The organism is Klebsiella terrigena, from assembly GCF_012029655.1.
In the GTDB taxonomy this organism is placed as follows: Bacteria; Pseudomonadota; Gammaproteobacteria; order Enterobacterales; family Enterobacteriaceae; genus Klebsiella; species Klebsiella terrigena.
The window spans coordinates 4,817,331-4,840,734 of record NZ_CP050508.1 but is presented as its reverse complement, the minus strand read 5'-3'; the positions used below and the strand labels follow the sequence as shown (position 1 = coordinate 4,840,734).

The following is a 23,404-nucleotide window of genomic DNA, read 5'->3' as shown; positions in this document are numbered from 1 at the left end:
GATGGTCAAAGTATATGCCCCGGCTTCCAGTGCCAATATGAGCGTCGGGTTTGATGTCCTGGGCGCGGCGGTGACGCCGGTTGACGGTACGCTACTGGGGGACAACGTCTCGGTTGAGGCGGCCGCAAGCTTCAGCCTGAAAAACGTCGGTCGCTTTGCCAGCAAGCTGCCGGCGGCGGCGCAGGAGAATATCGTTTATCAGTGCTGGGAGCGTTTCTGCGAAGAGATTGGCAGGAAGGTTCCGGTGGCGATGGTGCTGGAAAAAAACATGCCGATTGGCTCCGGCCTCGGCTCCAGCGCCTGTTCAGTGGTCGCGGCGCTGGTGGCGATGAATGAATTCTGCGGCAAGCCGCTGAACGAAACGCGGATGCTGGCGCTGATGGGCGAGATGGAAGGGCGCATCTCCGGCAGTATCCACTACGACAACGTCGCCCCGTGCTATCTGGGCGGCATGCAGCTGATGATCGAGGAGAACGACATCATCAGCCAGCAGGTGCCCGGCTTTGACGAGTGGCTGTGGGTGCTGGCGTACCCTGGAATTAAAGTTTCGACGGCGGAAGCGCGCGCCATCCTGCCGGCCCAGTATCGTCGGCAGGATTGTATTGCGCACGGCCGCCACCTGGCGGGCTTTATTCATGCCTGCTACACCCGCCAGCCGCAGCTGGCAGCGAAACTGATGAAAGATGTGATTGCCGAACCCTATCGCACCAAACTGCTGCCGGGCTTCAGTGAAGCGCGGCAGGCGGCGATGGAGATTGGCGCGCAGGCCTGCGGGATCTCCGGCTCTGGCCCGACGCTGTTTGCGCTGTGCGATAAGCCGGAAACCGCGCAGCGGGTTGCCGACTGGCTGGGTACGCATTATCTGCAGAATCATGAAGGCTTTGTTCATATTTGCCGGCTGGACACGGCGGGCGCACGAGTAGTGGGATAACCAATGAAACTCTATAACTTAAAAGATCATAACGAACAGGTCAGCTTTGCGCAGGCCGTCACGCAGGGGCTTGGCAAGCATCAGGGGCTGTTCTTCCCGCACGACCTGCCGGAATTTAGCCTGACTGAAATTGATGACATGCTGGCGCTGGATTTTGTCACCCGCAGCGCGAAGATCCTGTCGGCATTTATTGCCGAAGAGATCCCGCAGGCGGTCCTGCAGGAGCGCATCGGTGCGGCCTTCACCTTCCCGGCTCCGGTCAGCAAGGTGCAGGATGACGTCGGCTGCCTCGAGCTGTTCCACGGCCCGACGCTGGCGTTTAAAGACTTCGGCGGCCGCTTCATGGCCCAGATGCTGACCCATATCGCGGGCGACAAGCCGGTGACTATCCTGACGGCAACCTCCGGCGATACCGGCGCGGCGGTAGCCCACGCGTTCTACGGCCTGCCAAACGTGAAGGTGGTGATTCTCTATCCGCGCGGCAAGATTAGCCCGCTGCAGGAGAAGCTGTTCTGCACCCTGGGCGGCAACATTGAAACCGTGGCTATCGACGGCGACTTCGACGCCTGCCAGGCGCTGGTTAAACAGGCCTTCGACGACGAAGAGCTGAAAGTCGCGCTGGGCCTGAACTCCGCGAACTCGATTAACATCAGCCGTCTTCTGGCGCAGATTTGCTACTACTTTGAAGCGGTCGCGCAGCTGCCTCAGGAAGCGCGTAATCAGCTGGTGATTTCGGTGCCAAGCGGCAACTTCGGCGACCTCACCGCCGGCCTGCTGGCGAAGTCTTTGGGCCTGCCGGTTAAGCGCTTTATCGCCGCTACCAACGCCAACGATACCGTGCCTCGCTTCCTGCAGGATGGCAACTGGGCGCCGAAGGTCACCCAGGCGACGCTGTCCAACGCGATGGATGTCAGCCAGCCAAACAACTGGCCGCGCGTGGAAGAGCTGTTCCGCCGTAAAACCTGGCGTCTGAACGAGCTGGGCTACGCGACCGTAGACGACGAGACGACTAAAGAGGCGATGCGCGAGCTGAAAGCTATCGGCTACACCTCCGAGCCGCATGCGGCCATCGCGTGGCGCGCGCTGCGCGACCAGCTGCAGCCGGGAGAATACGGCCTGTTCCTTGGTACCGCGCATCCGGCGAAGTTCAAGGAGAGCGTTGAAGAGATCCTGCAGGAGACGCTGCCGCTGCCGAAAGAGCTGGCGGACCGCGCCGACCTGCCGCTGCTGTCGCATAACCTGCCTGCGGACTATGCGGCGCTGCGCGAGCTGATGATGGCGAAAGCGTAACGACGGCAGCAGACGCCTTTTATTACGTAAACCGGGCCCGGGTGCCCGGTTTTTTTACGCCCAAAAAAGGAGAAATTATGCATGAATTATCAATAAATGCCGGAGGCTGAAGAATAGGATTGCGGAGAATAACAAGCGCCGTTGCGCAGGGCTAACCTTGGGCTATCGACCCATTGCGGGCACTGTTAACAAAGGGGAAACCTATGTCAAAGCTGAAATCTGTGATCCTTGCGCTTTCGATGCTGCTGGTGGCTCCTGCGGCCGTCCACGCCGCTGAAATTACGCTGGTTCCGGCCATAAAACTGCAGATCGGCGATCGCGATAACTCCGGCAACTATTGGGACGGCGGCCACTGGCGCGATCGCGAGTGGTGGGGACGCCATTACGACTGGCGCGACGATCGCTGGCATCCGCATGACGATCGCCGTTATCACCAGCGCGAACGCCATGACGACGATCGCGACCGCGGTCCGGATCGCGACTGGCACCACCGCTAGGCGACGCTCCCGGCCGGCAGGTTAGCGGCCGGGAAGCGGGTTAGCGTTCGTGGCGTTTAAAGACCATCTCGCCTTTATCGGAAGCATCGGCGTCAAAGAAGTACCCGTCGCTGTCGAAGCGCGTGAGCTGCTCCGGCCGGGTTAAGCGGTTCTCAATGATATAGCGGCTCATCAAGCCGCGCGCTTTCTTGGCGTAGAAGCTGATCACCTTGAACTTGCCGTTTTTCTCATCGAGGAACACCGGCTTAATAATCTGCCCCTGCAGCCGCTTCGTCTTGACCGACCGGAAGTATTCGTCGGAGGCGAGGTTAATTACTACGTCGTCGCCCTGGGCCTTCAGCGCCTGATTCAGCGTATCGGTAATGGTTTCATCCCAGAACTGGTAGAGATCCTTGCCCCTGGCGTTTTCCAGCTTAATTCCCATCTCCAGACGATAGGGCTGCATCAGATCCAGCGGGCGCAGCACGCCGTACAGGCCGGAGAGCATGCGCAGATGCTGCTGGGCGAAATCGAAATCCGCCTCGTCGAAGGTTTCCGCCTGCAGCCCGGTGTAGACGTCGCCCTTAAAGGCCAGAATGGCCTGGCGGGCGTTTTTCGGCGTGAACTCGGGATGCCAGTCGTGAAAACGGGTGGCGTTCAGATCCGCCAGCTTATCGCTGATGCCCATCAGCTTGCCTATCTGCGGCGCTGAAAGCTGGCGCGCCACGCCGATAAGCTGTTGGGAATACTCCAGCAGCTCGGGCTGGGTGTAGCGCGTCGTCGCCAGCGGGCTTTGATAATCGAGCGTTTTAGCAGGTGAAATCAGAATCAGCATATCCAGTCCTTGCAGGAGATTTTCGGCGATTTTACCAAAAAAAGACCGCGGGGGGATCGATAGCTGCGATTGCTGCGCTATTCGCGCGGCGGCCCGTCCCAGGTTCCCGGCGCCAGCTGCTGGCGAATTTCCGGATAGCGCGCGGCGTCAAACGTGGGCTGCACACCGAGCCGTCGCTGGTGAAGATAGTCGCTGGCAAGCAGCCGCACCGTGGGTGACAGCAGGAGGATGGCCGTCAGGTTGGTAATGGCCATCAGCGCCATAATAATATCCGCCAGCCGCCAGACGACCGGGAGGCTCATCATCGTTCCCGTTAAGACCATCAGGATGGTGATAATCCGCAGCGTCCAGATGCAGTGAGGACTGTTAAAGCGCAGAAAAATAAGGTTATTTTCAGCATAAATGTAGTTCGCCACGATGGAGCTAAAGGCAAAGAGCAGCACGATGACGGCGACAAAGCCGGCGCCCCAGCCGCCGACAAGCCCGCTCATCGCATGCTGAATGGCCTGAATACCGTTAGCGGCATCCTCTTCTCCGCGTGCGCGCGGTGCCAGCATGATAATCACCGCGCTGGCGGTGCAGATAACAACGGTATCGATAAACACGCCAATCATCTGGACGATCCCCTGAGCCGCCGGGTGCGGAGGCCAGGAGGCGGCGGTCGCGGCGGCGTTAGGCGTTGAGCCCATCCCCGCTTCGTTAGAGAACATTCCGCGCTGAAAACCGCTGGTTAGCGCCTGGCTGATGGTATAGCCCACCGCGCCGGCGGCGGCTTCCTGCCAGCCGAACGCGCAGCGGAAAATGGTGTTAAAAATTGCCGGCAGGGCGGTGATGTGCCACAGGCCGATGAGCAGGCTGGCGGCAACCCACAGCCCCGCCATCAGCGGGACGAACCATTGCAGGATCTTTGCCACGTTGCGCAAGCCGCGCACGATAACCAGCAGGGTGAGCACCGCCAGCACGCCGCCGGTGATAACGCCGGGCAGATCGAAGGCATAGGTCATCGCATGCGCCACCGAGTTGGCCTGAACGGTGTTAAAAATAACGCCATAGGCGAGCAGCAGCAGGATTGAAAACAGCACCCCCATCCAGCGCATCCCTAAGCCTCGGGACATATACCATGCGGGACCGCCGCGAAATTGCCCCTGCGCATCGCGTTCTTTGTAGAGCTGGGCAAGGGAGCATTCGGCGAAGCTGCTGGCCATCCCGAGCAGCGCGGAGACCCACATCCAGAATACGGCGCCCGGCCCGCCGGCGGTGATAGCCAGCGCCACGCCGGCCAGGTTGCCGCTGCCGACGCGGGCGGCCAGGCTGGTGCACAGGGCCTGAAAAGAGGTTAAGCCGTCGGGCTGGGGCAGGAGGCTTTTGCGCAAACTTTTCCCAAACTGGCTAACATAACGGAACTGAATGCATTTCGTCCGCCAGGTAAACCATACGCCGGCGCCCAGTAATAGATAAATCATTACCGAACCCCAGAGTATTTCATTGATAAATGAGAAAAAGTCAGGCATTAAGCATCCTCTTGTCCATGTTGGTAAGCTCGTGTAAGCGTTACCATTTTAGTGACAATCCTTTAACATTCAGAGAATTAATTCGTCCAGTTTATCACACTCTGCGCTCTTGCATGGTCCGCAGTTGCGCTGACCCGGCAGCGTGTTATCATCTTGGCAGACCGGTTACATCCCCTTAACTGCTGTTTAAGAGAACCCTATCATGACGGATAAATTGACTTCTCTGCGTCAGTACACCACTGTCGTAGCTGATACCGGAGATATTGCGGCAATGAAGCTGTATCAGCCTCAGGACGCCACGACTAACCCTTCTTTGATTCTTGGCGCTGCTCAGATCCCTGAGTACCGTAAGCTGATTGATGACGCTATCGTCTGGGCCCGCGCTCAGAGCAGCGATCGCGCGCAGCAGGTTATCGACGCTTCCGATAAGCTGGCGGTGAACATTGGTCTCGAAATCCTTAAGCTGATTCCAGGCCGTATTTCTACCGAAGTTGATGCCCGTCTCTCCTATGACACCACGGCATCCATCGCTAAAGCTAAACGCATCATCAAGCTGTACAACGATGCGGGCATCGGCAACGATCGCATTCTGATCAAACTGGCTTCTACCTGGCAGGGCATCTGCGCCGCCGAGCAGCTGGAAAAAGAAGGCATCAACTGTAACCTGACTCTGCTGTTCTCCTTCGCTCAGGCACGCGCCTGTGCGGAAGCGGGCGTATTCCTGATTTCGCCGTTCGTAGGCCGTATCCTCGACTGGTACAAAGCGAACACGGATAAGAAAGAGTATGCGCCGGCGGAAGATCCGGGCGTGGTTTCCGTCAGCGAAATCTACGAATACTACAAGCAGCACGGCTATGAAACCGTCGTAATGGGCGCAAGCTTCCGTAACGTCGGCGAAATCCTCGAGCTGGCCGGCTGTGACCGTCTGACCATCGCTCCGGCACTGCTGAAAGAGCTGGCAGAAAGCGAAGGCGCTATCGAACGTAAGCTGACCTTCAGCGGCGAAGTGAAAGCCCGTCCGGAACGCATCACCGAATCTCAGTTCCTGTGGCAGCACAACCAGGATCCGATGGCGGTAGATAAACTGGCGGAAGGTATCCGTAAGTTTGCTATCGACCAGGAAAAACTGGAAAAAATGATCGGCGATCTGCTGTAATCATTGCGCGTGGCCGGGCTCCCGGTCACGCTACTTCTTTTGAGCCCTGTCTGTATCTCCTCCCAGCGTGTATTATTCCGTCTAACTGCACTATTTGAACGGAATAACGATGAATACCTTACGAATCGGCTTAGTTTCCATCTCCGATCGCGCCTCCAGCGGCGTTTATCAGGATAAAGGCATCCCGGCACTTGAAGAGTGGCTGGCGCGTGCGCTGACGACCCCTTTTGAGCTCCAGACCCGCTTGATCCCCGATGAGCAGGTGATTATCGAGCAAACGCTGTGCGAGCTGGTTGACGAAATGGGTTGCCATCTGGTGTTAACCACCGGCGGTACCGGCCCTGCGCGACGAGACGTGACGCCGGATGCGACGCTGGCGGTTGCCGATCGCGTCATGCCGGGCTTTGGCGAGCAGATGCGTCAGGTGAGCCTGCACTTCGTCCCGACGGCCATTCTCTCCCGCCAGGTTGGGGTGATCCGTAAGCAGGCGCTGATCCTCAATCTGCCCGGTCAGCCGAAGGCGATTGAGGAAACCCTCGAAGGGGTCAAAGATGCCGATGGCCAGGTGCTGGTGCACGGCGTCTTTGCAAGTGTACCGTATTGTGTACAGTTGCTTGAGGGGCCTTATGTCGAGACTGCGCCGGAAGTGGTAGCGGCTTTTCGGCCAAAAAGCGCGAGACGCGAAAGTTTATCCTGAATTTGATGCTTTCCTGACATAACCTGTAATCCTGGTGGTGTGCTGTTTTATTTACGATATAGTGTTTTTTACTTTACACACTGCGTGATAACACCTACAAACCTCTGGATGAACAGCTCGTTATGTCACAACATACCCGACCTTTGAATCGACAAGACTATAAAACTCTGACGCTGGCCGCCCTTGGCGGGGCGCTGGAGTTTTACGACTTCATTATCTTCGTCTTCTTTGCCGCCGTTGTCGGCGAGCTCTTCTTCCCGGCCGATATTCCGGAGTGGCTGCGCCAGGTGCAGACCTTCGGCATTTTCGCCGCTGGCTATCTGGCGCGTCCTCTCGGCGGCATTATTATGGCCCACTTTGGCGATCTGGTCGGGCGCAAGAAAATGTTTACCTTGAGCATTTTACTGATGGCGCTGCCGACGCTGGCGATCGGCCTGCTGCCGACCTATGAATCGATGGGGATCGTTGCCCCGCTGCTGCTGCTGCTGATGCGCGTGCTGCAGGGCGCGGCGATTGGGGGGGAAGTCCCCGGCGCCTGGGTGTTTGTTGCGGAGCACGTGCCGGAGAAAAAAATCGGTATCGCCTGCGGCACGCTGACGGCGGGCTTAACGGTGGGGATCCTGCTGGGGTCGGTGGTGGCGACGCTGATTAATACCAGCCTGACGCCGCAGGGCATCCACGACGGCGGCTGGCGTATTCCTTTCCTGCTGGGCGGCGTGTTCGGCCTGGTGGCGATGTATTTACGCCGCTGGCTGCAGGAAACGCCGATATTCCTCGAGATGCAGCAGCGCAAAGCATTAGCCCAGGAGCTGCCGGTTAAATCGGTGGTGCTCAAGCATCAGAAGGCCGTCGTGGTTTCAATGCTGCTGACCTGGCTCCTGTCCGCGGGCGTGGTGGTGGTCATTTTGATGTCGCCGGTGTGGCTGCAAAAGCATTACGGCTTTGCCCCGGCGGTGACCCTGCAGGCGAACAGTATTGCGACGATTATGCTGTGTGTCGGCTGCCTGCTGGCAGGCCTGGCGGCCGATCGCTTTGGCGCCAGCCGGACTTTTATCGTCGGCAGCCTTCTGCTGGCGGTCTCCAGCTGGGCGTTCTACCACCTTTCCGGCACTTCGCCTGAACAGCTTTTCCTGCTGTACGGCACCGTTGGGCTGTGCGTTGGCGTGGTCGGGGCGGTGCCTTACGTGATGGTTCGCGCCTTCCCGGCGGAGGTGCGTTTTACCGGAATTTCATTCTCGTACAACGTCTCCTACGCCATTTTCGGCGGCCTGACGCCGATTGCCGTCACTATGCTGATGGGCGTGTCGCCGATGGCTCCGGCGTGGTACGTGCTGGCGCTGTCGCTGATGGGGCTGGGGTTGGGGATTTGGCTGCGTCAGGGGCTGGGGGGAAATAGCGCCGCCGCGGCTGGCGAACTGCAGCGCCTGCCTTAGCGCGACTGCTCAATACCCTCGCCGTAAGGCGAGGGTATCTTCTATCAATGAGGCGCGCCGATTGGCAGAACGGTGCGACCAAACTGCTCGTTGAGTACTTCACCCATCGCCAGATAAATCGCGCTACCGCCGCAGACTAAACCAATCCAGCCGGCGATTCTAACAATGCCTTCGTTATCGACCAGGTGACCAATTGCCAGCAGGGCAAACAGGACGGTCAGGCTGAGGAAGACGAACTGCAGCATCCGTGCGGCTTTCAGGGTACCGAAGAACATAAACAGCGTGAACACTCCCCACAGTCCGAGATACATGCCCAGGAAGTGCGCATTCGGCGCCTCTGCCAGGCCCATTTTCGGCATGAGAAGAATTGCGACCAACGTCAGCCAGAAGGCGCCGTAGGACGTAAAAGCGGTTAAACCAAAGGTGTTACCCTTTTTAAATTCCAGCAGGCCTGCGAAAATCTGCGCAATACCGCCGTAAAAAATGCCCATCGCCAGGATAGCTACATCAAACGCGAAAAGGCCGCTATTCGCCAGGTTAAGCAGAATAGTGGTCATGCCGAAGCCCATAAGGCCCAGCGGTGCCGGATTAGCCAACTTAGTGTTGCCCATAATTCCTCAAAATAATGATTAGAAAGGGAAGCATTACCCCGTCGCTCAGCGGTGGGGCGCGGCATAATAATGAGGAGTCGTCAGGCTGTCTATGATCTGGCGAGGTATTTTTCACCAATTTTACACACTCTCTAAACGATGTCGGGCATTTGCCTGAGGCCAAGCGGGCAAAGGCGTTCGTAAGGCTATGATCCGTCGAGCTTCTGGACTTTCAATGCGGGGGTGGACTCGCTAAGCAGAGTCATCGTCTCTTTACGGGGACCCCAGCGGATGAACGCCGTGAAGCGCGCTTTTTTGCCTCATATCGGCAAAACTTCCTCGCCGACGGCCGGCTTCGTGGGACGATGAAGATAAAATTTTTTTTGCCTTCCCCCTTGATGAAGCGGTGGACGACCCCATCTTGTAGTCAACCGCAGTGAATGAACCTGAAAAAAAAAGATGTTGGGCAGTTGAAACCGCACGTTTCGCCCTTATTACAGGTTCACAACCACATGTTGACTGAATTTTTAGTGGAGACGTTTAGATGGGTAAAATTATTGGTATCGACCTGGGTACTACCAACTCTTGTGTAGCGATTATGGATGGCACTACTGCTCGCGTGCTGGAAAACGCCGAAGGCGATCGCACCACGCCTTCTATCATTGCTTATACCCAGGATGGTGAAACTCTGGTTGGTCAGCCGGCTAAACGTCAGGCAGTGACAAACCCGCAAAACACCCTGTTTGCGATTAAACGCCTGATTGGTCGCCGCTTCCAGGATGAAGAAGTTCAGCGTGACGTTTCTATCATGCCGTACAAAATCGTTGCCGCAGACAATGGCGACGCATGGCTTGATGTGAAAGGTACCCGCACCGCACCGCCGCAGATCTCTGCTGAAGTGCTGAAGAAAATGAAGAAAACCGCGGAAGATTACCTGGGTGAGCCGGTAACTGAAGCCGTTATCACCGTACCTGCATACTTCAACGATGCTCAGCGTCAGGCGACGAAAGACGCCGGTCGTATCGCGGGTCTGGAAGTTAAGCGTATCATCAACGAACCAACCGCAGCCGCGCTGGCTTACGGTCTGGATAAAGAAGTCGGCAACCGTACTATCGCGGTTTACGACCTCGGCGGTGGTACCTTCGATATCTCTATTATCGAAATCGACGAAGTTGACGGCGAGAAAACCTTCGAAGTTCTGGCAACCAACGGTGATACCCACCTGGGTGGCGAAGACTTCGATAGCCGTATGATCAACTACCTCGTTGATGAGTTTAAGAAAGATCAGGGCATTGACCTGCGTAACGACCCGCTGGCCATGCAGCGCCTGAAAGAAGCGGCAGAAAAAGCGAAAATCGAGCTTTCTTCCGCTCAGCAGACCGACGTGAATCTGCCGTACATCACCGCAGATGCTACCGGTCCGAAACACATGAACATTAAAGTGACCCGTGCGAAGCTGGAAAGCCTGGTAGAAGACCTGGTTAACCGCTCTATCGAGCCGCTGAAAGTTGCGCTGCAGGATGCTGGCCTGTCCGTATCCGACGTTCAGGACGTTATCCTGGTCGGTGGTCAGACTCGTATGCCGATGGTGCAGAAGAAAGTTGCCGAGTTCTTTGGTAAAGAGCCGCGTAAAGACGTTAACCCGGATGAAGCTGTTGCTATCGGCGCAGCGGTTCAGGGCGGCGTACTGACTGGTGAAGTTAAAGACGTTCTGCTGCTCGACGTTACCCCGCTGTCGCTGGGTATCGAAACCATGGGCGGCGTGATGACTGCGCTGATCAACAAGAACACCACTATCCCGACCAAGCACAGCCAGGTGTTCTCGACGGCGGAAGATAACCAGTCTGCGGTAACTATCCACGTGATTCAGGGTGAGCGTAAACGCGCCTCCGATAACAAATCACTGGGTCAGTTTAACCTCGACGGCATCAACCCGGCACCGCGCGGCATGCCGCAGATCGAAGTGACCTTCGATATCGATGCCGATGGTATCCTGCACGTCTCCGCGAAAGATAAAAACAGCGGTAAAGAGCAGAAAATTACCATTAAAGCGTCTTCCGGTCTGAACGAAGAAGAAATCGCTAAAATGGTCCGTGAAGCAGAAGCGAACGCGGAATCTGACCGTAAGTTCGAAGAGCTGGTTCAGACCCGCAACCAGGGCGACCATCTGCTGCACAGCACACGTAAGCAGGTTGAAGAAGCGGGCGACAAGCTGCCGGCTGACGATAAAACGGCTATCGAGTCTGCGCTGACCGCGCTGGAAACTTCCCTGAAAGGTGAAGACAAAGCCGATATCGAAGCGAAAATGCAGGCGCTGGCCCAGGCTTCCCAGAAGCTGATGGAGATTGCCCAGCAGCAGCATGCTCAGCAGCAGGCTGGCGGTGCTGAAGCTTCCGAAAGCAACGCGAAAGACGACGATGTCGTTGACGCTGAGTTTGAAGAAGTGAAAGACAAAAAATAATCGCCCTTTGAACGGGTAAAACACTGGCACGGGCGAAGAGGTTTCCTCTCCGCCCGTGCACGCATGTTAAGGGGCTGAAAAACACCAATGGCAAAGCAAGATTATTACGAGATTTTAGGCGTTTCCAAAACAGCGGAAGAGCGTGAAATCAAAAAGGCGTACAAGCGCCTGGCCATGAAATATCACCCGGACCGCAACCAGGGCGATAAAGAGGCCGAAGCTAAATTTAAAGAAATCAAAGAAGCCTACGAGATCCTGACGGATGCCCAGAAGCGTGCGGCCTACGATCAGTACGGCCACGCCGCGTTTGAGCAGGGCGGCATGGGCGGCGGCGGCGGTGGTTTCGGCGGCGGCGCGGATTTCAGCGATATCTTTGGCGATGTTTTTGGCGATATCTTCGGCGGTGGCCGCGGTCGTCAGCGTGCGTCGCGCGGGGCTGACCTGCGCTACAACATGGATCTGACGCTGGAAGAAGCGGTTCGCGGCGTAACGAAAGAGATCCGCATCCCGACGCTGGAAGAGTGCGACGTCTGCCACGGCAGCGGCGCGAAATCTGGCAGCAAGCCGCAGACCTGTCCGACCTGTCACGGCGCGGGCCAGGTGCAGATGCGCCAGGGCTTCTTCGCCGTTCAGCAGACCTGTCCGCACTGTCAGGGACGCGGTACGCTGATCAAAGACCCGTGCAATAAATGCCACGGTCACGGTCGCGTAGAGAAAACCAAAACGCTGTCGGTTAAAATCCCGGCAGGCGTAGACACCGGCGATCGCATTCGTCTGTCTGGCGAAGGTGAAGCAGGCGAGCACGGCGCTCCGGCCGGCGATCTGTACGTTCAGGTCCAGGTGAAGCAGCACGCCATCTTTGAGCGCGAAGGCAATAACCTGTACTGCGAAGTGCCGATTAACTTCACCATGGCGGCGCTGGGCGGCGAGATTGAAGTCCCGACCCTCGACGGCCGCGTGAATCTGAAGGTGCCTGGCGAAACGCAGACCGGCAAGCTGTTCCGCATGCGTGGTAAAGGCGTCAAGTCCGTACGCGGCGGCGCGCAGGGCGATCTGCTGTGCCGCGTGGTGGTTGAGACGCCGGTTGGCCTCAACGACAAGCAGCGGCAGCTGTTGAAAGAACTTCAGGAAAGCTTCGGTGGCCCGACGGGTGAGAACAACAGCCCGCGCTCTAAAAGCTTCTTTGACGGCGTGAAGAAATTCTTCGATGATTTGACCCGCTAATCATCATGCCGTGTAAAAAGCCACTTTATCGCGAAGTGGCTTTTTTATTTCTCGCCGTCTCTCCGTTAATGCTGCCTGAATTTCTCGATCGGACCCTTTTCTGACCCTTCTCTTCTCATTTCGTAAAAACCGATCGACAGAGCAATAATAAACTTGTTTTTTCGAGCTGTTATGGCGATTAGAATAGTTTAAACGATGAATAATCCTGATAGAGAGAATAAAAAGTGAAACATCTGCAGCGTTTTTTAAGTAGCGATGCTTCCGGGGGCATAATCCTCATTTTTGCCGCCGTGCTGGCGATGCTGTTGGCGAATACCGACGCCACCAGCGGTCTGTATCACTCCTTTTTGGAAACGCCCGTTCAGCTGCGCGTTGGCGCGCTGGAAATCAACAAGAACATGCTGCTGTGGATTAACGACGCGCTGATGGCCGTCTTCTTCCTGCTGATCGGCCTCGAAGTGAAGCGCGAGATGATGCAAGGGGCGCTGGCCAGCCGTCGCCAGGCGGTGTTCCCGGTGCTGGCCGCCCTGGGCGGGATGATCGTCCCGGCGCTTATCTACCTTGCGTTTAACGCCCAGGACCCGATTGCCAGAGGGGGCTGGGCGATCCCGGCGGCAACCGATATTGCGTTCGCGCTGGGCGTGCTGGCGCTGCTCGGCAGCCGCGTGCCTGTGGCGCTGAAGATTTTCCTCATGGCGCTGGCGATCATTGATGACCTGGGCGCGATCGTTATTATCGCGCTGTTCTACACCAACGACCTTTCCGTGCTGTCGCTCGCGGTGGCGGCGGGGGCCATTGGGGTGCTGGCGCTGCTGAACCTGAGCGGGGTGCGGCGCACCGGTATCTATATTCTGGTCGGCGCCGTGCTGTGGACCGCGGTGCTGAAGTCCGGGGTTCACGCCACCTTAGCGGGGGTCATTGTCGGCTTTATGATCCCGCTGAAGGAGCAGGATGGCAAATCGCCGGCGAAGGAGCTTGAGCACGTTCTGCACCCGTGGGTTGCCTGGCTTATCCTGCCGCTCTTCGCCTTTGCTAATGCGGGCGTCTCGCTGCAAGGGGTAACGCTGGAGGGACTGACGTCGCTGCTGCCGCTGGGGATTATTGCCGGGCTGTTTATTGGCAAGCCGCTGGGGATCGGCCTGTTCTGCTGGCTGGCGCTGAAGCTGAAGTGGGCTTCGCTGCCGGAAGGGACTCATTTCCCGCAGATTATGGCGGTCGGCGTGCTCTGCGGGATCGGTTTTACGATGTCGATTTTTATCGCCAGCCTGGCGTTTGCCAGCACTGACCCCGGCTTAATCAACTGGGCCAAGCTTGGCATTCTGATCGGCTCGGTGCTATCGGCCGTCAGCGGATATATGCTGCTGCGCAAGCGCATAACGGTTCCCGCCCGCTCGGCGTAATACTTTCGGAGAGCCTGCAGAGGCTCTCCAGGACATTATCAGGGAGAGAAGCATGTCGCATATTAACTACAACCATCTGTACTACTTCTGGCACGTCTACAAGGAAGGCTCCGTGGTCGGGGCGGCGGAAGCGCTGTTTCTGACGCCGCAGACCATCACCGGACAAATTAAAGCGCTTGAAGAGCGCCTGCAGGGGAAGCTTTTTAAGCGTAAGGGCAGGGGGCTGGAGCCGAGCGAGCTGGGCGAGCTGGTGTTCCGCTATGCCGACCGCATGTTCACGCTAAGCCAGGAGATGCTGGATATCGTCAACTACCGCAAGGAGTCGAATTTGCTGTTCGACGTTGGCGTGGCGGATGCGCTGTCGAAGCGGCTGGTGAGCGGCGTGCTGGATGCGGCGGTGGTTGAGGATGAGCAGATCCACCTGCGCTGCTTTGAATCGACCCACGAGATGCTGCTGGAGCAGCTGAGCCAGCATAAGCTCGATATGATTATCTCCGACTGCCCCATCGACTCAACCCAGCAGGAGGGGCTGTTTTCGGTGCGCATCGGCGAATGCAGCGTGAGCTTCTGGTGCATGAATCCACCGCCGGAGAAGCCGTTTCCCGCCTGCCTTGAGGAGCGTCGCCTGCTGATCCCCGGCCGGCGTTCGATGCTTGGCCGCAAGCTGCTGAACTGGTTTAATTCGCAGGGGCTCAAGGTTGAGATCCTCGGGGAGTTTGATGACGCGGCGCTGATGAAGGCATTCGGCGCGGCGCACAACGCGATTTTTGTCGCGCCAACGCTCTACGCGCATGATTTCTACCACGACGAGTCGATTATTGAGATTGGCCGGATGGAGAACGTGATGGAGGAGTATCACGCCATCTTTGCCGAGCGCATGATCCAGCATCCGGCGGTACAGCGTATCTGCAACCGCGACTACTCGGCGCTCTTCACCTCGCCGCCGCGCTGACGGGCGGCAGATTTCAGGCATAAAAAAACCCGCTTTCGCGGGTTTTTCTACAAAGCGATAACAACCAGGCGATTAAGCCAGTTTGTTGATCTGAGCGGTCAGGTTTGCTTTATGACGCGCAGCTTTGTTTTTGTGGATCAGACCTTTAGCAGCCTGACGGTCCACGATCGGTTGCATTTCGTTAAATGCTTTCAGTGCAGTAGCTTTGTCGCCAGCTTCGATGGCTGCGTATACTTTCTTGATGAAAGTACGCATCATAGAGCGACGGCTAGCGTTGTGCTTGCGGGCCTTTTCAGACTGAACGGCGCGCTTCTTAGCTGATTTGATATTAGCCAAGGTCCAACTCCCAAATGTGTTCTATATGGACAATTCAAAGGCCGAGGAGAATGCCCGTTTAGCCTTCTTTTGTCAATGGATTTGTGCAAATAAGCGGCGCTTAAAACAACGACGCTTTATTACGTAGTGATGGCGCAAGATTCTACCAGCTTGTTGCGGGCGAATACAGCCTTTCCACCATAAAAATCGACGGGCTCGCGTAGTTTTCCCCGCGTTCCAGCGCTGAGTTGATGAATTCTCGGGATCTTTCAACGAAGAGGTGCAATCGCTGGTTAACGTCGCCAGTTGTACAAGGTATACTCGGACGATTTTCACTGTTTTGAGCCAGACATGAAGCTGATACGCGGCATACATAATCTCAGCCAGGCCCCGCACGGGTGCGTGCTGACCATTGGTAATTTTGACGGTGTGCACCGCGGGCATCAGGCGCTGCTGCAGCGCTTGCGCGCAGAGGGTCGCCAGCGTGGCTTACCGGTGGTAGTGATGATTTTCGAACCGCAGCCGCTGGAGCTGTTTGCCGCCGATAAGGCGCCTGCACGCCTGACGCGTCTGCGTGAAAAGCTGCGCTATTTGGCTGAAAGCGGCGTCGACTACGTGCTGTGCGTGCGGTTCGACCGACGCTTTGCCGCCCTGACCGCTCAGGACTTTATCAGCGAGCTGCTGGTCCGCCGCCTGGGCGTGCAGTTCCTCGCCGTGGGCGATGATTTCCGCTTTGGCGCTGGTCGTCAGGGGGATTTCTTGTTATTACAGAAAGCCGGGGTGGAGTTTGGGTTCGACATCACCAGCACCCAGACCTTCTGTGAAGGCGGCGTCCGCATCAGCAGCACCGCGGTGCGGCAGGCGCTGGCGGATGACGATCTTGTCCTTGCAGAAACGCTGCTGGGCCATCCGTTTACCATCTCAGGGCGCGTGGTGCACGGCGATGAGCTGGGGCGCACCATTGGCTTCCCGACGGCGAACTTACCGCTACGTCGTCAGGTTTCCCCGGTTAAAGGGGTCTATGCGGTAGAAGTAACGGGGCTTGGCGACAAACCTTTGCCGGGTGTCGCCAATATTGGCACTCGCCCAACGGTCGCCGGCGTCCGTCAACAGCTGGAAGTGCATCTGCTGGACGTTGTAATGGACCTCTACGGTCGCCATATAGATGTAATACTGCGTAAAAAAATACGTAACGAACAGCGGTTTGCGTCGCTCGATGAGCTGAAGGCGCAAATTGCACGTGATGAGTTAACGGCCCGCGAGCTTTTTGGGCTGACCAGGCAGGCATAAACCTGTTGGTGTTTATCAAACCGAAATACGGAACCGAGAATCTGATGAGTGACTATAAATCCACCCTGAATTTGCCGGAAACAGGGTTCCCGATGCGTGGCGATCTCGCCAAACGCGAACCGGGAATGCTGGCGCGTTGGACCGATGATGATCTGTACGGCATCATCCGTGCGGCGAAAAAAGGCAAAAAAACCTTCATTCTGCATGATGGCCCTCCTTATGCGAATGGCAGCATTCATATTGGTCACTCGGTTAACAAGATTCTGAAAGACATTATCGTTAAGTCCAAAGGGCTGACGGGCTATGATTCTCCCTACGTGCCGGGCTGGGACTGCCACGGTCTGCCGATCGAGCTGAAAGTGGAGCAGGAGTTCGGCAAACCGGGTGAGAAGTTCACCGCGGCCGAGTTCCGTGCCAAGTGCCGCGAATACGCCGCGACCCAGGTTGAAGGCCAGCGTAAAGACTTTATCCGTCTTGGCGTGCTGGGCGACTGGTCGCGTCCGTACCTGACCATGGACTTCAAAACCGAAGCCAATATCATCCGCGCGCTGGGTAAAATCATCGGCAACGGCCACCTGCACAAAGGCGCGAAGCCGGTGCACTGGTGCGTAGACTGCCGCTCCGCGCTGGCGGAAGCGGAAGTTGAGTATTACGACAAAACCTCTCCGTCTATCGACGTGGCGTTCCACGCCGTCGATAAAGCGGCGGTGCTGGCGAAGTTCGGCGTTGCCGACGTCAGCGGTCCGGTCTCCCTGGTTATCTGGACCACCACCCCGTGGACCCTGCCGGCTAACCGCGCGATCTCCCTGTCGCCGGAGTTCGATTATGCGCTGGTGCAGGTTGACGGCCAGGCGCTGATCCTGGCGAAAGACCTGGTTGAAAGCGTCATGAAGCGTACGGGCGTTGCGGATTACACCATCCTCGCGGTGGTCAACGGCGCCGAGCTGGAGCTGATGCGCTTTAATCACCCGTTCCTCGACTTCGACGTTCCGGCGATCCTCGGCGACCACGTTACCCTCGATGCGGGTACCGGTGCGGTGCATACCGCCGGCGGCCACGGCCCTGACGACTACACCATCAGCCAGAAATATGGCCTGGAAATCGCCAATCCGGTCGGCCCTGACGGCGCCTACCTGCCGGGAACCTATCCGTCGCTGGACGGCATCAACGTCTTCAAAGCTAACGACATCATCGTTGAGCTGCTGCGTGAAAGCGGCGCGCTGCTGCACGTTGAAAAAATGCAGCACAGCTATCCGTGCTGCTGGCGCCACAAGTCGCCGATCATCTTCCGCGCCACGCCGCAGTGGTTCGTCAGCATGGATCAGAAAGGCCTGCGCGCGCAGTCGCTAAAAGAGATTAAAGGCGTGCAGTGGATCCCGGACTGGGGCCAGGCGCGTATCGAATCGATGGTGGCTAACCGCCCTGACTGGTGTATCTCCCGTCAGCGTACCTGGGGCGTTCCGATGTCCCTGTTCGTGCATAAAGAGACCCAGGAGCTGCATCCGCGCACCCTGGAGCTGATGGAAGAAGTGGCGAAGCGCGTTGAGGTTGACGGTATTCAGGCGTGGTGGGATCTCGACTCCCGCGATATCCTCGGTGCCGATGCCGACAGCTACGAGAAAGTGCCGGATACCCTCGACGTGTGGTTTGACTCCGGCTCTACCCACTCCTCGGTGGTAGACGTGCGTCCGGAGTTTTCCGGTCACGCCGCCGATATGTATCTGGAAGGTTCCGACCAGCACCGCGGCTGGTTCATGTCCTCGCTGATGATCTCCACGGCGATGAAGGGCAAAGCGCCGTATCGCCAGGTGCTGACCCACGGCTTTACCGTTGATGGCCAGGGCCGCAAGATGTCCAAATCCATCGGTAATACCGTCTCTCCGCAGGATGTAATGAACAAGCTGGGCGCGGATATCCTGCGCCTGTGGGTGGCTTCCACCGACTATACCGGCGAAATGGCGGTCTCCGATGAGATCCTCAAACGCGCCGCCGACAGCTATCGTCGTATCCGTAACACCGCGCGCTTCCTGCTGGCGAACCTTAACGGCTTCGACCCGCTGACCGACATGGTGAAACCGGAAGAGATGGTAGTGCTCGATCGCTGGGCGGTGAGCTGCGCGAAAGCGGCGCAGGACGATATCCTCAAAGCCTACGAGTCCTACGACTTCCATGAAGTAGTGCAGCGCCTGATGCGCTTCTGCTCCATCGAAATGGGGTCCTTCTACCTCGACATCATCAAAGACCGCCAATACACCGCGAAAGCGGACAGCGTGGCGCGTCGCAGCTGCCAGACCGCGCTGTTCCACATCGTGGAAGCGCTGGTGCGCTGGATGGCGCCGATCATGTCCTTCACCGCCGACGAAATCTGGGGCTACCTGCCGGGTTCCCGCGAGAAATACGTCTTCACCGGGGAGTGGTATGAAGGCCTGTTCGGCCTGGCCGACGATGAAGCGATGAACGACGGCTTCTGGGATGAACTGCTGAAGGTGCGCGGTGAAGTGAACAAGGTTATCGAACAGGCTCGTGCTGACAAGCTGGTGGGCGGCTCTCTTGAGGCGGCGGTCACGCTGTATGCGGATAGCGAGCTGGCAACCAAGCTGAACGCGCTGGGCGACGAGCTGCGCTTTGTCCTGTTAACCTCAGGGGCGAACGTGGCCGATTACGCACAGGCGCCGGCTGATGCCTGGCAGAGCGAACTGCTGAAAGGTCTGCGGGTTGTGCTGAGCAAAGCGGAAGGCGATAAGTGCCCACGCTGCTGGCACTACACCAGCGACGTCGGCAAGGTGGCGGAACACGCGGAAATCTGCGGTCGCTGTGTCAGCAACGTCGCCGGTGACGGCGAACAACGTAAGTTTGCCTGATGAGTAAATCTCTCTGTTCAACCGGGCTACGCTGGCTGTGGGTCGTCGTCGCCGTGCTGATTATCGATCTGGGCAGCAAATTCCTGATCCTCCAGAACTTTGCTCTGGGGGATACGGTAGCGCTGTTCCCATCGCTGAACCTGCACTATGCGCGCAACTACGGCGCGGCTTTTAGCTTCCTCGCCGATAGCGGCGGCTGGCAGCGCTGGTTCTTTGCGGGGATTGCCCTCGGCATCTGCGTGATTCTGACGGTACTGATGTACCGCTCGAAGGCGACGCAGAAGCTCAATAACATCGCCTACGCGCTGATTATTGGCGGGGCGTTAGGCAACCTGTTCGACCGGCTGTGGCACGGTTTTGTCGTCGATATGATTGATTTCTACGTCGGTGAGTGGCATTTCGCCACCTTCAACCTGGCCGATACCGCCATCTGTATCGGCGCGGCGCTGATTGTGCTGGAAGGCTTTTTGCCCGGCGCTGCGAAGAAAACCGCGTAATCCCTGCCGGGTGGCGTTTACGCCAGCCCGGCCTACATTATAAGCGTACCCCGCCAGCGGTCTTGCCGCCAGGCGGGGTAAACGCAGAACCAACTTAGAGCAAACCTGCATGTCAAACTCTGTACAGAGCAACAGCGGGGTGCTGGTGCACTTCACGCTGAAACTTGATGATGGCTCCACCGCGGAGTCTACGCGCAATAACGGCAAGCCGGCGCTGTTCCGTCTTGGTGACGCTTCGCTCACCGAGGGGCTGGAACAGCACCTGCTGGGGCTGAAGGCGGGGGATAAAACCAACTTCTCCCTCGAGCCTGATGCCGCGTTTGGCGTACCCAGCCCGGACCTGATTCAGTACTTCTCCCGCCGCGAGTTTATCGATGCGGGCGAGCCGGAAATTGGCGCAATTATGCTCTTTACCGCAATGGATGGCAGCGAAATGCCCGGCGTGATTCGGGAAGTTAACGGCGATTCGATCACCGTTGATTTCAACCATCCACTGGCCGGGCGCACCGTTCATTTTGATATTGAAGTGCTGGAAGTCGATCCGGCGCTGGAGGAGTAAAATGCAGATCCTGTTGGCTAACCCGCGCGGCTTCTGCGCCGGCGTTGACCGCGCTATCAGCATTGTCGAAAACGCGCTGACGCTGTATGGCGCGCCGATCTATGTTCGTCATGAAGTGGTGCATAACCGCTATGTGGTCGATAGCCTGCGCAAGCGCGGCGCTATTTTTATCGAGCAAATCAGCGAAGTGCCGGACGGCGCGATCCTGATTTTCTCCGCCCACGGCGTCTCTCAGGCGGTACGCAACGAGGCGAAAAGCCGCGATCTGACGGTTTTCGATGCCACCTGTCCGCTGGTGACCAAGGTCCATATGGAGGTGGCTCGCGCTAGCCGCCGCGGCGAAGAGTCGATTCTGATCGGTCACGCCGGTCACCCGGAAGTTGAGGGGACGATGGGCCAGTACAGCAACCCGCAGGGGGGCATGTACCTGGTGGAGTCGCCGGACGACGTCTGGACGCTGGAAGTGAAAAACGACGCCAGGCTGTCGTTTATGACTCAGACCACGCTCTCCGTTGATGACACCTCTGACGTCATTGACGCGCTGCGCCAGCGCTTCCCGAAAATCGTCGGGCCGCGTAAAGACGATATTTGCTACGCCACCACTAACCGTCAGGAAGCGGTACGCGCGCTGGCGGAGCAGGCGGACGTAGTGCTGGTGGTGGGGTCGAAGAACTCCTCCAACTCCAACCGTCTGGCCGAACTCGCGCAGCGCATGGGGAAAGCGGCGTATCTGATCGATGATGCGGCCGATATCCAGGAGGCGTGGGTCAAAGCGGCCAAATGCGTGGGCGTGACCGCCGGCGCATCGGCGCCGGATATCCTGGTGCAGAACGTGATTGCTCGCCTGCAGGAGCTGGGCGGCGGCGACGCGGTGCCGCTGGAAGGGCGCGAAGAGAACATCGTCTTTGAAGTGCCGAAAGAGCTGCGGGTTGACGTCCGTGAAGTAGAATAAGTTCTTTACGCCGTCAGTATGCGAAGATGCCAGACTTAACGTCTGGCATTTTTTTTGGAGAATTTATGCGCTTACCGATAGTTCTTGATACCGATCCCGGCATTGATGATGCGGCGGCAATCGCCGCGGCGCTGTTCGCGCCCGAGCTGGATCTGCAGCTGATGACCACGGTGGCCGGCAACGTGTCGGTGGAAAAAACCACCCGCAATGCGCTGCAGCTGCTGCATTTCTGGAACGCCGACGTGCCGCTGGCCCAGGGCGCCTCAATGCCCCTGCTGCGCCCGCTGCGCGATGCGGCCTCGGTCCACGGCGAGTCGGGGATGGAAGGGTATGAGTTTGTCGAGCATCGCTGCCAGCCGCTGCCGAAACCGGCGTTTCAGGCCATTCGCGATGCGCTGATGCATGCCCCGGAGCCGATGACGCTGGTGGCCATTGGCCCGCTGACCAACATTGCGCTGCTGCTGACGCAGTATCCGGAGTGCCGGTTTAACATTCGCCGCCTGGTCATTATGGGCGGATCCGCCGGGCGGGGTAACTTCACCCCCAACGCGGAGTTTAACATTGCCATCGACCCGGAAGCCGCGGCGAAAGTGTTTCAGAGCGGGCTGGAGATTGTGATGTGCGGGCTGGACGTCACCAATCAGGCAATACTCGCCCCGGAATATCTCGCCACGCTGCCGACGCTCAACAGGACCGGCAAAATGCTCCACGCGCTGTTCAGCCACTACCGCAGCGGCAGCATGGAGATCGGGCTGCGCATGCATGACCTGTGCGCCATCGCCTGGCTGGTTCGTCCCGAGCTGTTTACCCTTAAACCGTGCTTTGTGGCGGTCGAAACGCAGGGGAGCTGGACGGCGGGCACCACGGTCGTTGATATCGAAGGCCGCCTTGGCCAGCCGGCGAACGCCAGCGTGGCGCTGGATCTGGACGTCGCAGGCTTCCAGCGCTGGGTCGCGGAGGTTCTGGCGCTGGCGCCATAGGCCCTTTAGCGGCGATAAATTTTCTCGCTAAGATAGTCAATCATGGCCCGCATCCTGGCGGGCATATGCTTATTTCCCGCCCACAGCAGCCACAGCTCGCCGGAGTAGCTGCTGATAAACTCCCACTCTGCCAGCACCTGGACTATCTCCCCGCGCTCCAGCGCTTCGCGGGCGGTAAACAGCGGCAGGCTGCCAATGCCTAAATTCTGCTTCACCGCATCCAGCCGCACGGCGGTGTGGTTGGCGGCGTAGCGCCCTCGGGTCTGTACGATTTCCGTTTTTCCTTCGCGACGAAATTTCCAGCGCGCATCGGCGGGCGTTTCGCCGAGGCTGATGCAGCTATGGTCGCGCAGATCCTGCGGATTTTGCGGCGCGCCGTGCTGGCGTAAATAGTGCGGGGTAGCGCAGATTACGTGGCTGACCGGCATCAGCGGCTTGCCGTGCAGCCCCGGCGAGGGCGAATGGGTGATGCGCAGCGCCAGATCGATCCCGTCGTCAATCAGGTCAAGATAGCGATCTTCGAGACGCAGGCAGACGTCAACCTGCGGAAAGCGGGCCAGAAACTCGCTCATCAGCGGATGGATAACAAACCGCCCGACGGCCTTCGGCACGCTGAGCGTCAGCTTGCCCTGCGCCACCTGCTGGGCGCTGCCGGCCGCATCCATCGCCAGGCGCGCGGATTCCAGCATCTCCAGCGCGTGGGCGTAAACCGTCTTGCCGGCATCGCTCAGGCGGAGTTTGCGCGTGGATCGGTGCAGCAGCTTGCTGCCCATCTCCCGCTCAAGGCGCGAGACGCTGCGGCTGACCGCCGAAGGCGTGGTTCCCGTAAGCCGGGCGACCGCGGAAAAGCTGCCCTGCTCGACGATTTGCACGAAGAGGGCCAAATCGGGAAGTAAGCTTAAGTTCATTTGTGCTCTCTAAGCAAAGGTGCATTGACGTAAGACGGGATTATCGCTGTACGTATTATCAATATACTGTGCGTAAAGAGAGGAGA

21 protein-coding genes are annotated in these 23,404 nt (G+C 58.1%); 16 read left to right on the top strand and 5 right to left on the bottom strand.

Annotation, left to right across the window (positions count from 1 at the left end; translation table 11 throughout):
• Nucleotide 1 precedes the first annotated feature (1 nt).
• The 3 genes from thrB to HCK03_RS22655 all read left to right on the top strand — a co-directional run bounded on the left by thrB (nucleotide 2) and on the right by HCK03_RS22655 (nucleotide 2,718).
• Nucleotides 2-931, top strand: coding sequence for a homoserine kinase (thrB, locus tag HCK03_RS22665; protein ID WP_167692218.1), 930 nt, complete (start codon nucleotides 2-4; stop codon nucleotides 929-931).
• Nucleotides 932-934: 3 nt separating this feature from the next.
• Nucleotides 935-2,221: a threonine synthase gene (thrC, locus tag HCK03_RS22660; protein ID WP_123552686.1), complete on the top strand. Its 1,287-nt coding sequence runs from the start codon at nucleotides 935-937 to the stop codon at nucleotides 2,219-2,221.
• A gap of 203 nt (nucleotides 2,222-2,424) precedes the next feature.
• On the top strand, nucleotides 2,425-2,718 hold the full coding sequence (locus HCK03_RS22655) for a DUF2502 domain-containing protein (RefSeq protein WP_041143970.1): 294 nt from the start codon (nucleotides 2,425-2,427) through the stop codon (nucleotides 2,716-2,718).
• A gap of 40 nt (nucleotides 2,719-2,758) precedes the next feature.
• On the opposite strand, the gene yaaA is transcribed toward HCK03_RS22655, so the two are convergent.
• Entirely contained in the window at nucleotides 2,759-3,532 is a 774-nt protein-coding gene (gene yaaA / locus HCK03_RS22650; RefSeq protein ID WP_041143971.1) for a peroxide stress protein YaaA, read from the bottom strand.
• A gap of 77 nt (nucleotides 3,533-3,609) precedes the next feature.
• Nucleotides 3,610-5,043, bottom strand: a complete 1,434-nt coding sequence (locus HCK03_RS22645; protein WP_167692217.1) for an alanine/glycine:cation symporter family protein — start codon at nucleotides 5,041-5,043, stop codon at nucleotides 3,610-3,612.
• Nucleotides 5,044-5,245: 202 nt separating this feature from the next.
• On the opposite strand from HCK03_RS22645, the gene tal reads away from it, so the two are divergent.
• From tal to HCK03_RS22630, 3 genes are all read left to right on the top strand, one after another.
• Nucleotides 5,246-6,199, top strand: a complete 954-nt coding sequence (gene tal / locus HCK03_RS22640) for a transaldolase (protein WP_045860032.1) — start codon at nucleotides 5,246-5,248, stop codon at nucleotides 6,197-6,199.
• 109 nt (nucleotides 6,200-6,308) lie between these two features.
• A complete protein-coding gene (mog, locus tag HCK03_RS22635; RefSeq protein WP_041143974.1) occupies nucleotides 6,309-6,896 on the top strand; it encodes a molybdopterin adenylyltransferase in 588 nt (195 codons plus the stop codon).
• Between the two features lie 122 nt (nucleotides 6,897-7,018).
• On the top strand, nucleotides 7,019-8,329 hold the full coding sequence (locus tag HCK03_RS22630) for an MFS transporter (protein WP_041143975.1): 1,311 nt from the start codon (nucleotides 7,019-7,021) through the stop codon (nucleotides 8,327-8,329).
• Between the two features lie 44 nt (nucleotides 8,330-8,373).
• Here HCK03_RS22630 and satP read toward each other — a convergent pair whose 3' ends face one another.
• Nucleotides 8,374-8,940, bottom strand: coding sequence for an acetate uptake transporter (gene satP / locus HCK03_RS22625; RefSeq protein WP_041143976.1), 567 nt, complete (start codon nucleotides 8,938-8,940; stop codon nucleotides 8,374-8,376).
• A gap of 523 nt (nucleotides 8,941-9,463) precedes the next feature.
• Between satP and dnaK the strand changes: the two genes are divergently transcribed.
• The 4 genes from dnaK (at nucleotide 9,464) to nhaR (ending at nucleotide 14,956) form a co-directional block, all read left to right on the top strand.
• Nucleotides 9,464-11,380: a molecular chaperone DnaK gene (gene dnaK / locus HCK03_RS22620; protein WP_041143977.1), complete on the top strand. Its 1,917-nt coding sequence runs from the start codon at nucleotides 9,464-9,466 to the stop codon at nucleotides 11,378-11,380.
• Between the two features lie 87 nt (nucleotides 11,381-11,467).
• Nucleotides 11,468-12,604 carry a molecular chaperone DnaJ gene (gene dnaJ, locus HCK03_RS22615; RefSeq protein WP_041143978.1) on the top strand — a complete coding sequence of 379 codons (1,137 nt, stop codon included), beginning with the start codon at nucleotides 11,468-11,470 and terminating at the stop codon, nucleotides 12,602-12,604.
• Nucleotides 12,605-12,828: 224 nt separating this feature from the next.
• A complete protein-coding gene (gene nhaA / locus HCK03_RS22610) occupies nucleotides 12,829-14,004 on the top strand; it encodes a Na+/H+ antiporter NhaA (RefSeq protein ID WP_076946430.1) in 1,176 nt (391 codons plus the stop codon).
• Nucleotides 14,005-14,056: 52 nt separating this feature from the next.
• On the top strand, nucleotides 14,057-14,956 hold the full coding sequence (gene nhaR, locus HCK03_RS22605) for a transcriptional activator NhaR (RefSeq protein ID WP_041143980.1): 900 nt from the start codon (nucleotides 14,057-14,059) through the stop codon (nucleotides 14,954-14,956).
• Between the two features lie 72 nt (nucleotides 14,957-15,028).
• Here the strand turns inward: nhaR and rpsT are convergent, their stop codons facing one another.
• Nucleotides 15,029-15,292: a 30S ribosomal protein S20 gene (gene rpsT / locus HCK03_RS22600; RefSeq protein WP_003018940.1), complete on the bottom strand. Its 264-nt coding sequence runs from the start codon at nucleotides 15,290-15,292 to the stop codon at nucleotides 15,029-15,031.
• 330 nt (nucleotides 15,293-15,622) lie between these two features.
• Between rpsT and ribF the strand changes: the two genes are divergently transcribed.
• The 6 genes from ribF to rihC all read left to right on the top strand — a co-directional run bounded on the left by ribF (nucleotide 15,623) and on the right by rihC (nucleotide 22,410).
• A complete protein-coding gene (gene ribF, locus HCK03_RS22590; RefSeq protein ID WP_041143981.1) occupies nucleotides 15,623-16,561 on the top strand; it encodes a bifunctional riboflavin kinase/FAD synthetase in 939 nt (312 codons plus the stop codon).
• Between the two features lie 44 nt (nucleotides 16,562-16,605).
• Entirely contained in the window at nucleotides 16,606-19,422 is a 2,817-nt protein-coding gene (gene ileS / locus HCK03_RS22585; RefSeq protein WP_143717835.1) for an isoleucine--tRNA ligase, read from the top strand.
• Nucleotides 19,422-19,919: a signal peptidase II gene (gene lspA, locus HCK03_RS22580; protein WP_167692216.1), complete on the top strand. Its 498-nt coding sequence runs from the start codon at nucleotides 19,422-19,424 to the stop codon at nucleotides 19,917-19,919. Before ileS ends, lspA begins: the two co-directional genes overlap by 1 nt.
• A 109-nt stretch (nucleotides 19,920-20,028) precedes the next feature.
• Nucleotides 20,029-20,478, top strand: a complete 450-nt coding sequence (gene fkpB / locus HCK03_RS22575; RefSeq protein WP_041143983.1) for an FKBP-type peptidyl-prolyl cis-trans isomerase — start codon at nucleotides 20,029-20,031, stop codon at nucleotides 20,476-20,478.
• Nucleotide 20,479: 1 nt separating this feature from the next.
• Nucleotides 20,480-21,430: a 4-hydroxy-3-methylbut-2-enyl diphosphate reductase gene (gene ispH / locus HCK03_RS22570; protein ID WP_167692215.1), complete on the top strand. Its 951-nt coding sequence runs from the start codon at nucleotides 20,480-20,482 to the stop codon at nucleotides 21,428-21,430.
• Between the two features lie 65 nt (nucleotides 21,431-21,495).
• A complete protein-coding gene (rihC, locus tag HCK03_RS22565) occupies nucleotides 21,496-22,410 on the top strand; it encodes a ribonucleoside hydrolase RihC (RefSeq protein ID WP_167692214.1) in 915 nt (304 codons plus the stop codon).
• A gap of 5 nt (nucleotides 22,411-22,415) precedes the next feature.
• Here rihC and HCK03_RS22560 read toward each other — a convergent pair whose 3' ends face one another.
• Nucleotides 22,416-23,318: a LysR family transcriptional regulator gene (locus tag HCK03_RS22560; RefSeq protein ID WP_134525231.1), complete on the bottom strand. Its 903-nt coding sequence runs from the start codon at nucleotides 23,316-23,318 to the stop codon at nucleotides 22,416-22,418.
• Nucleotides 23,319-23,404: the final 86 nt, after the last annotated feature.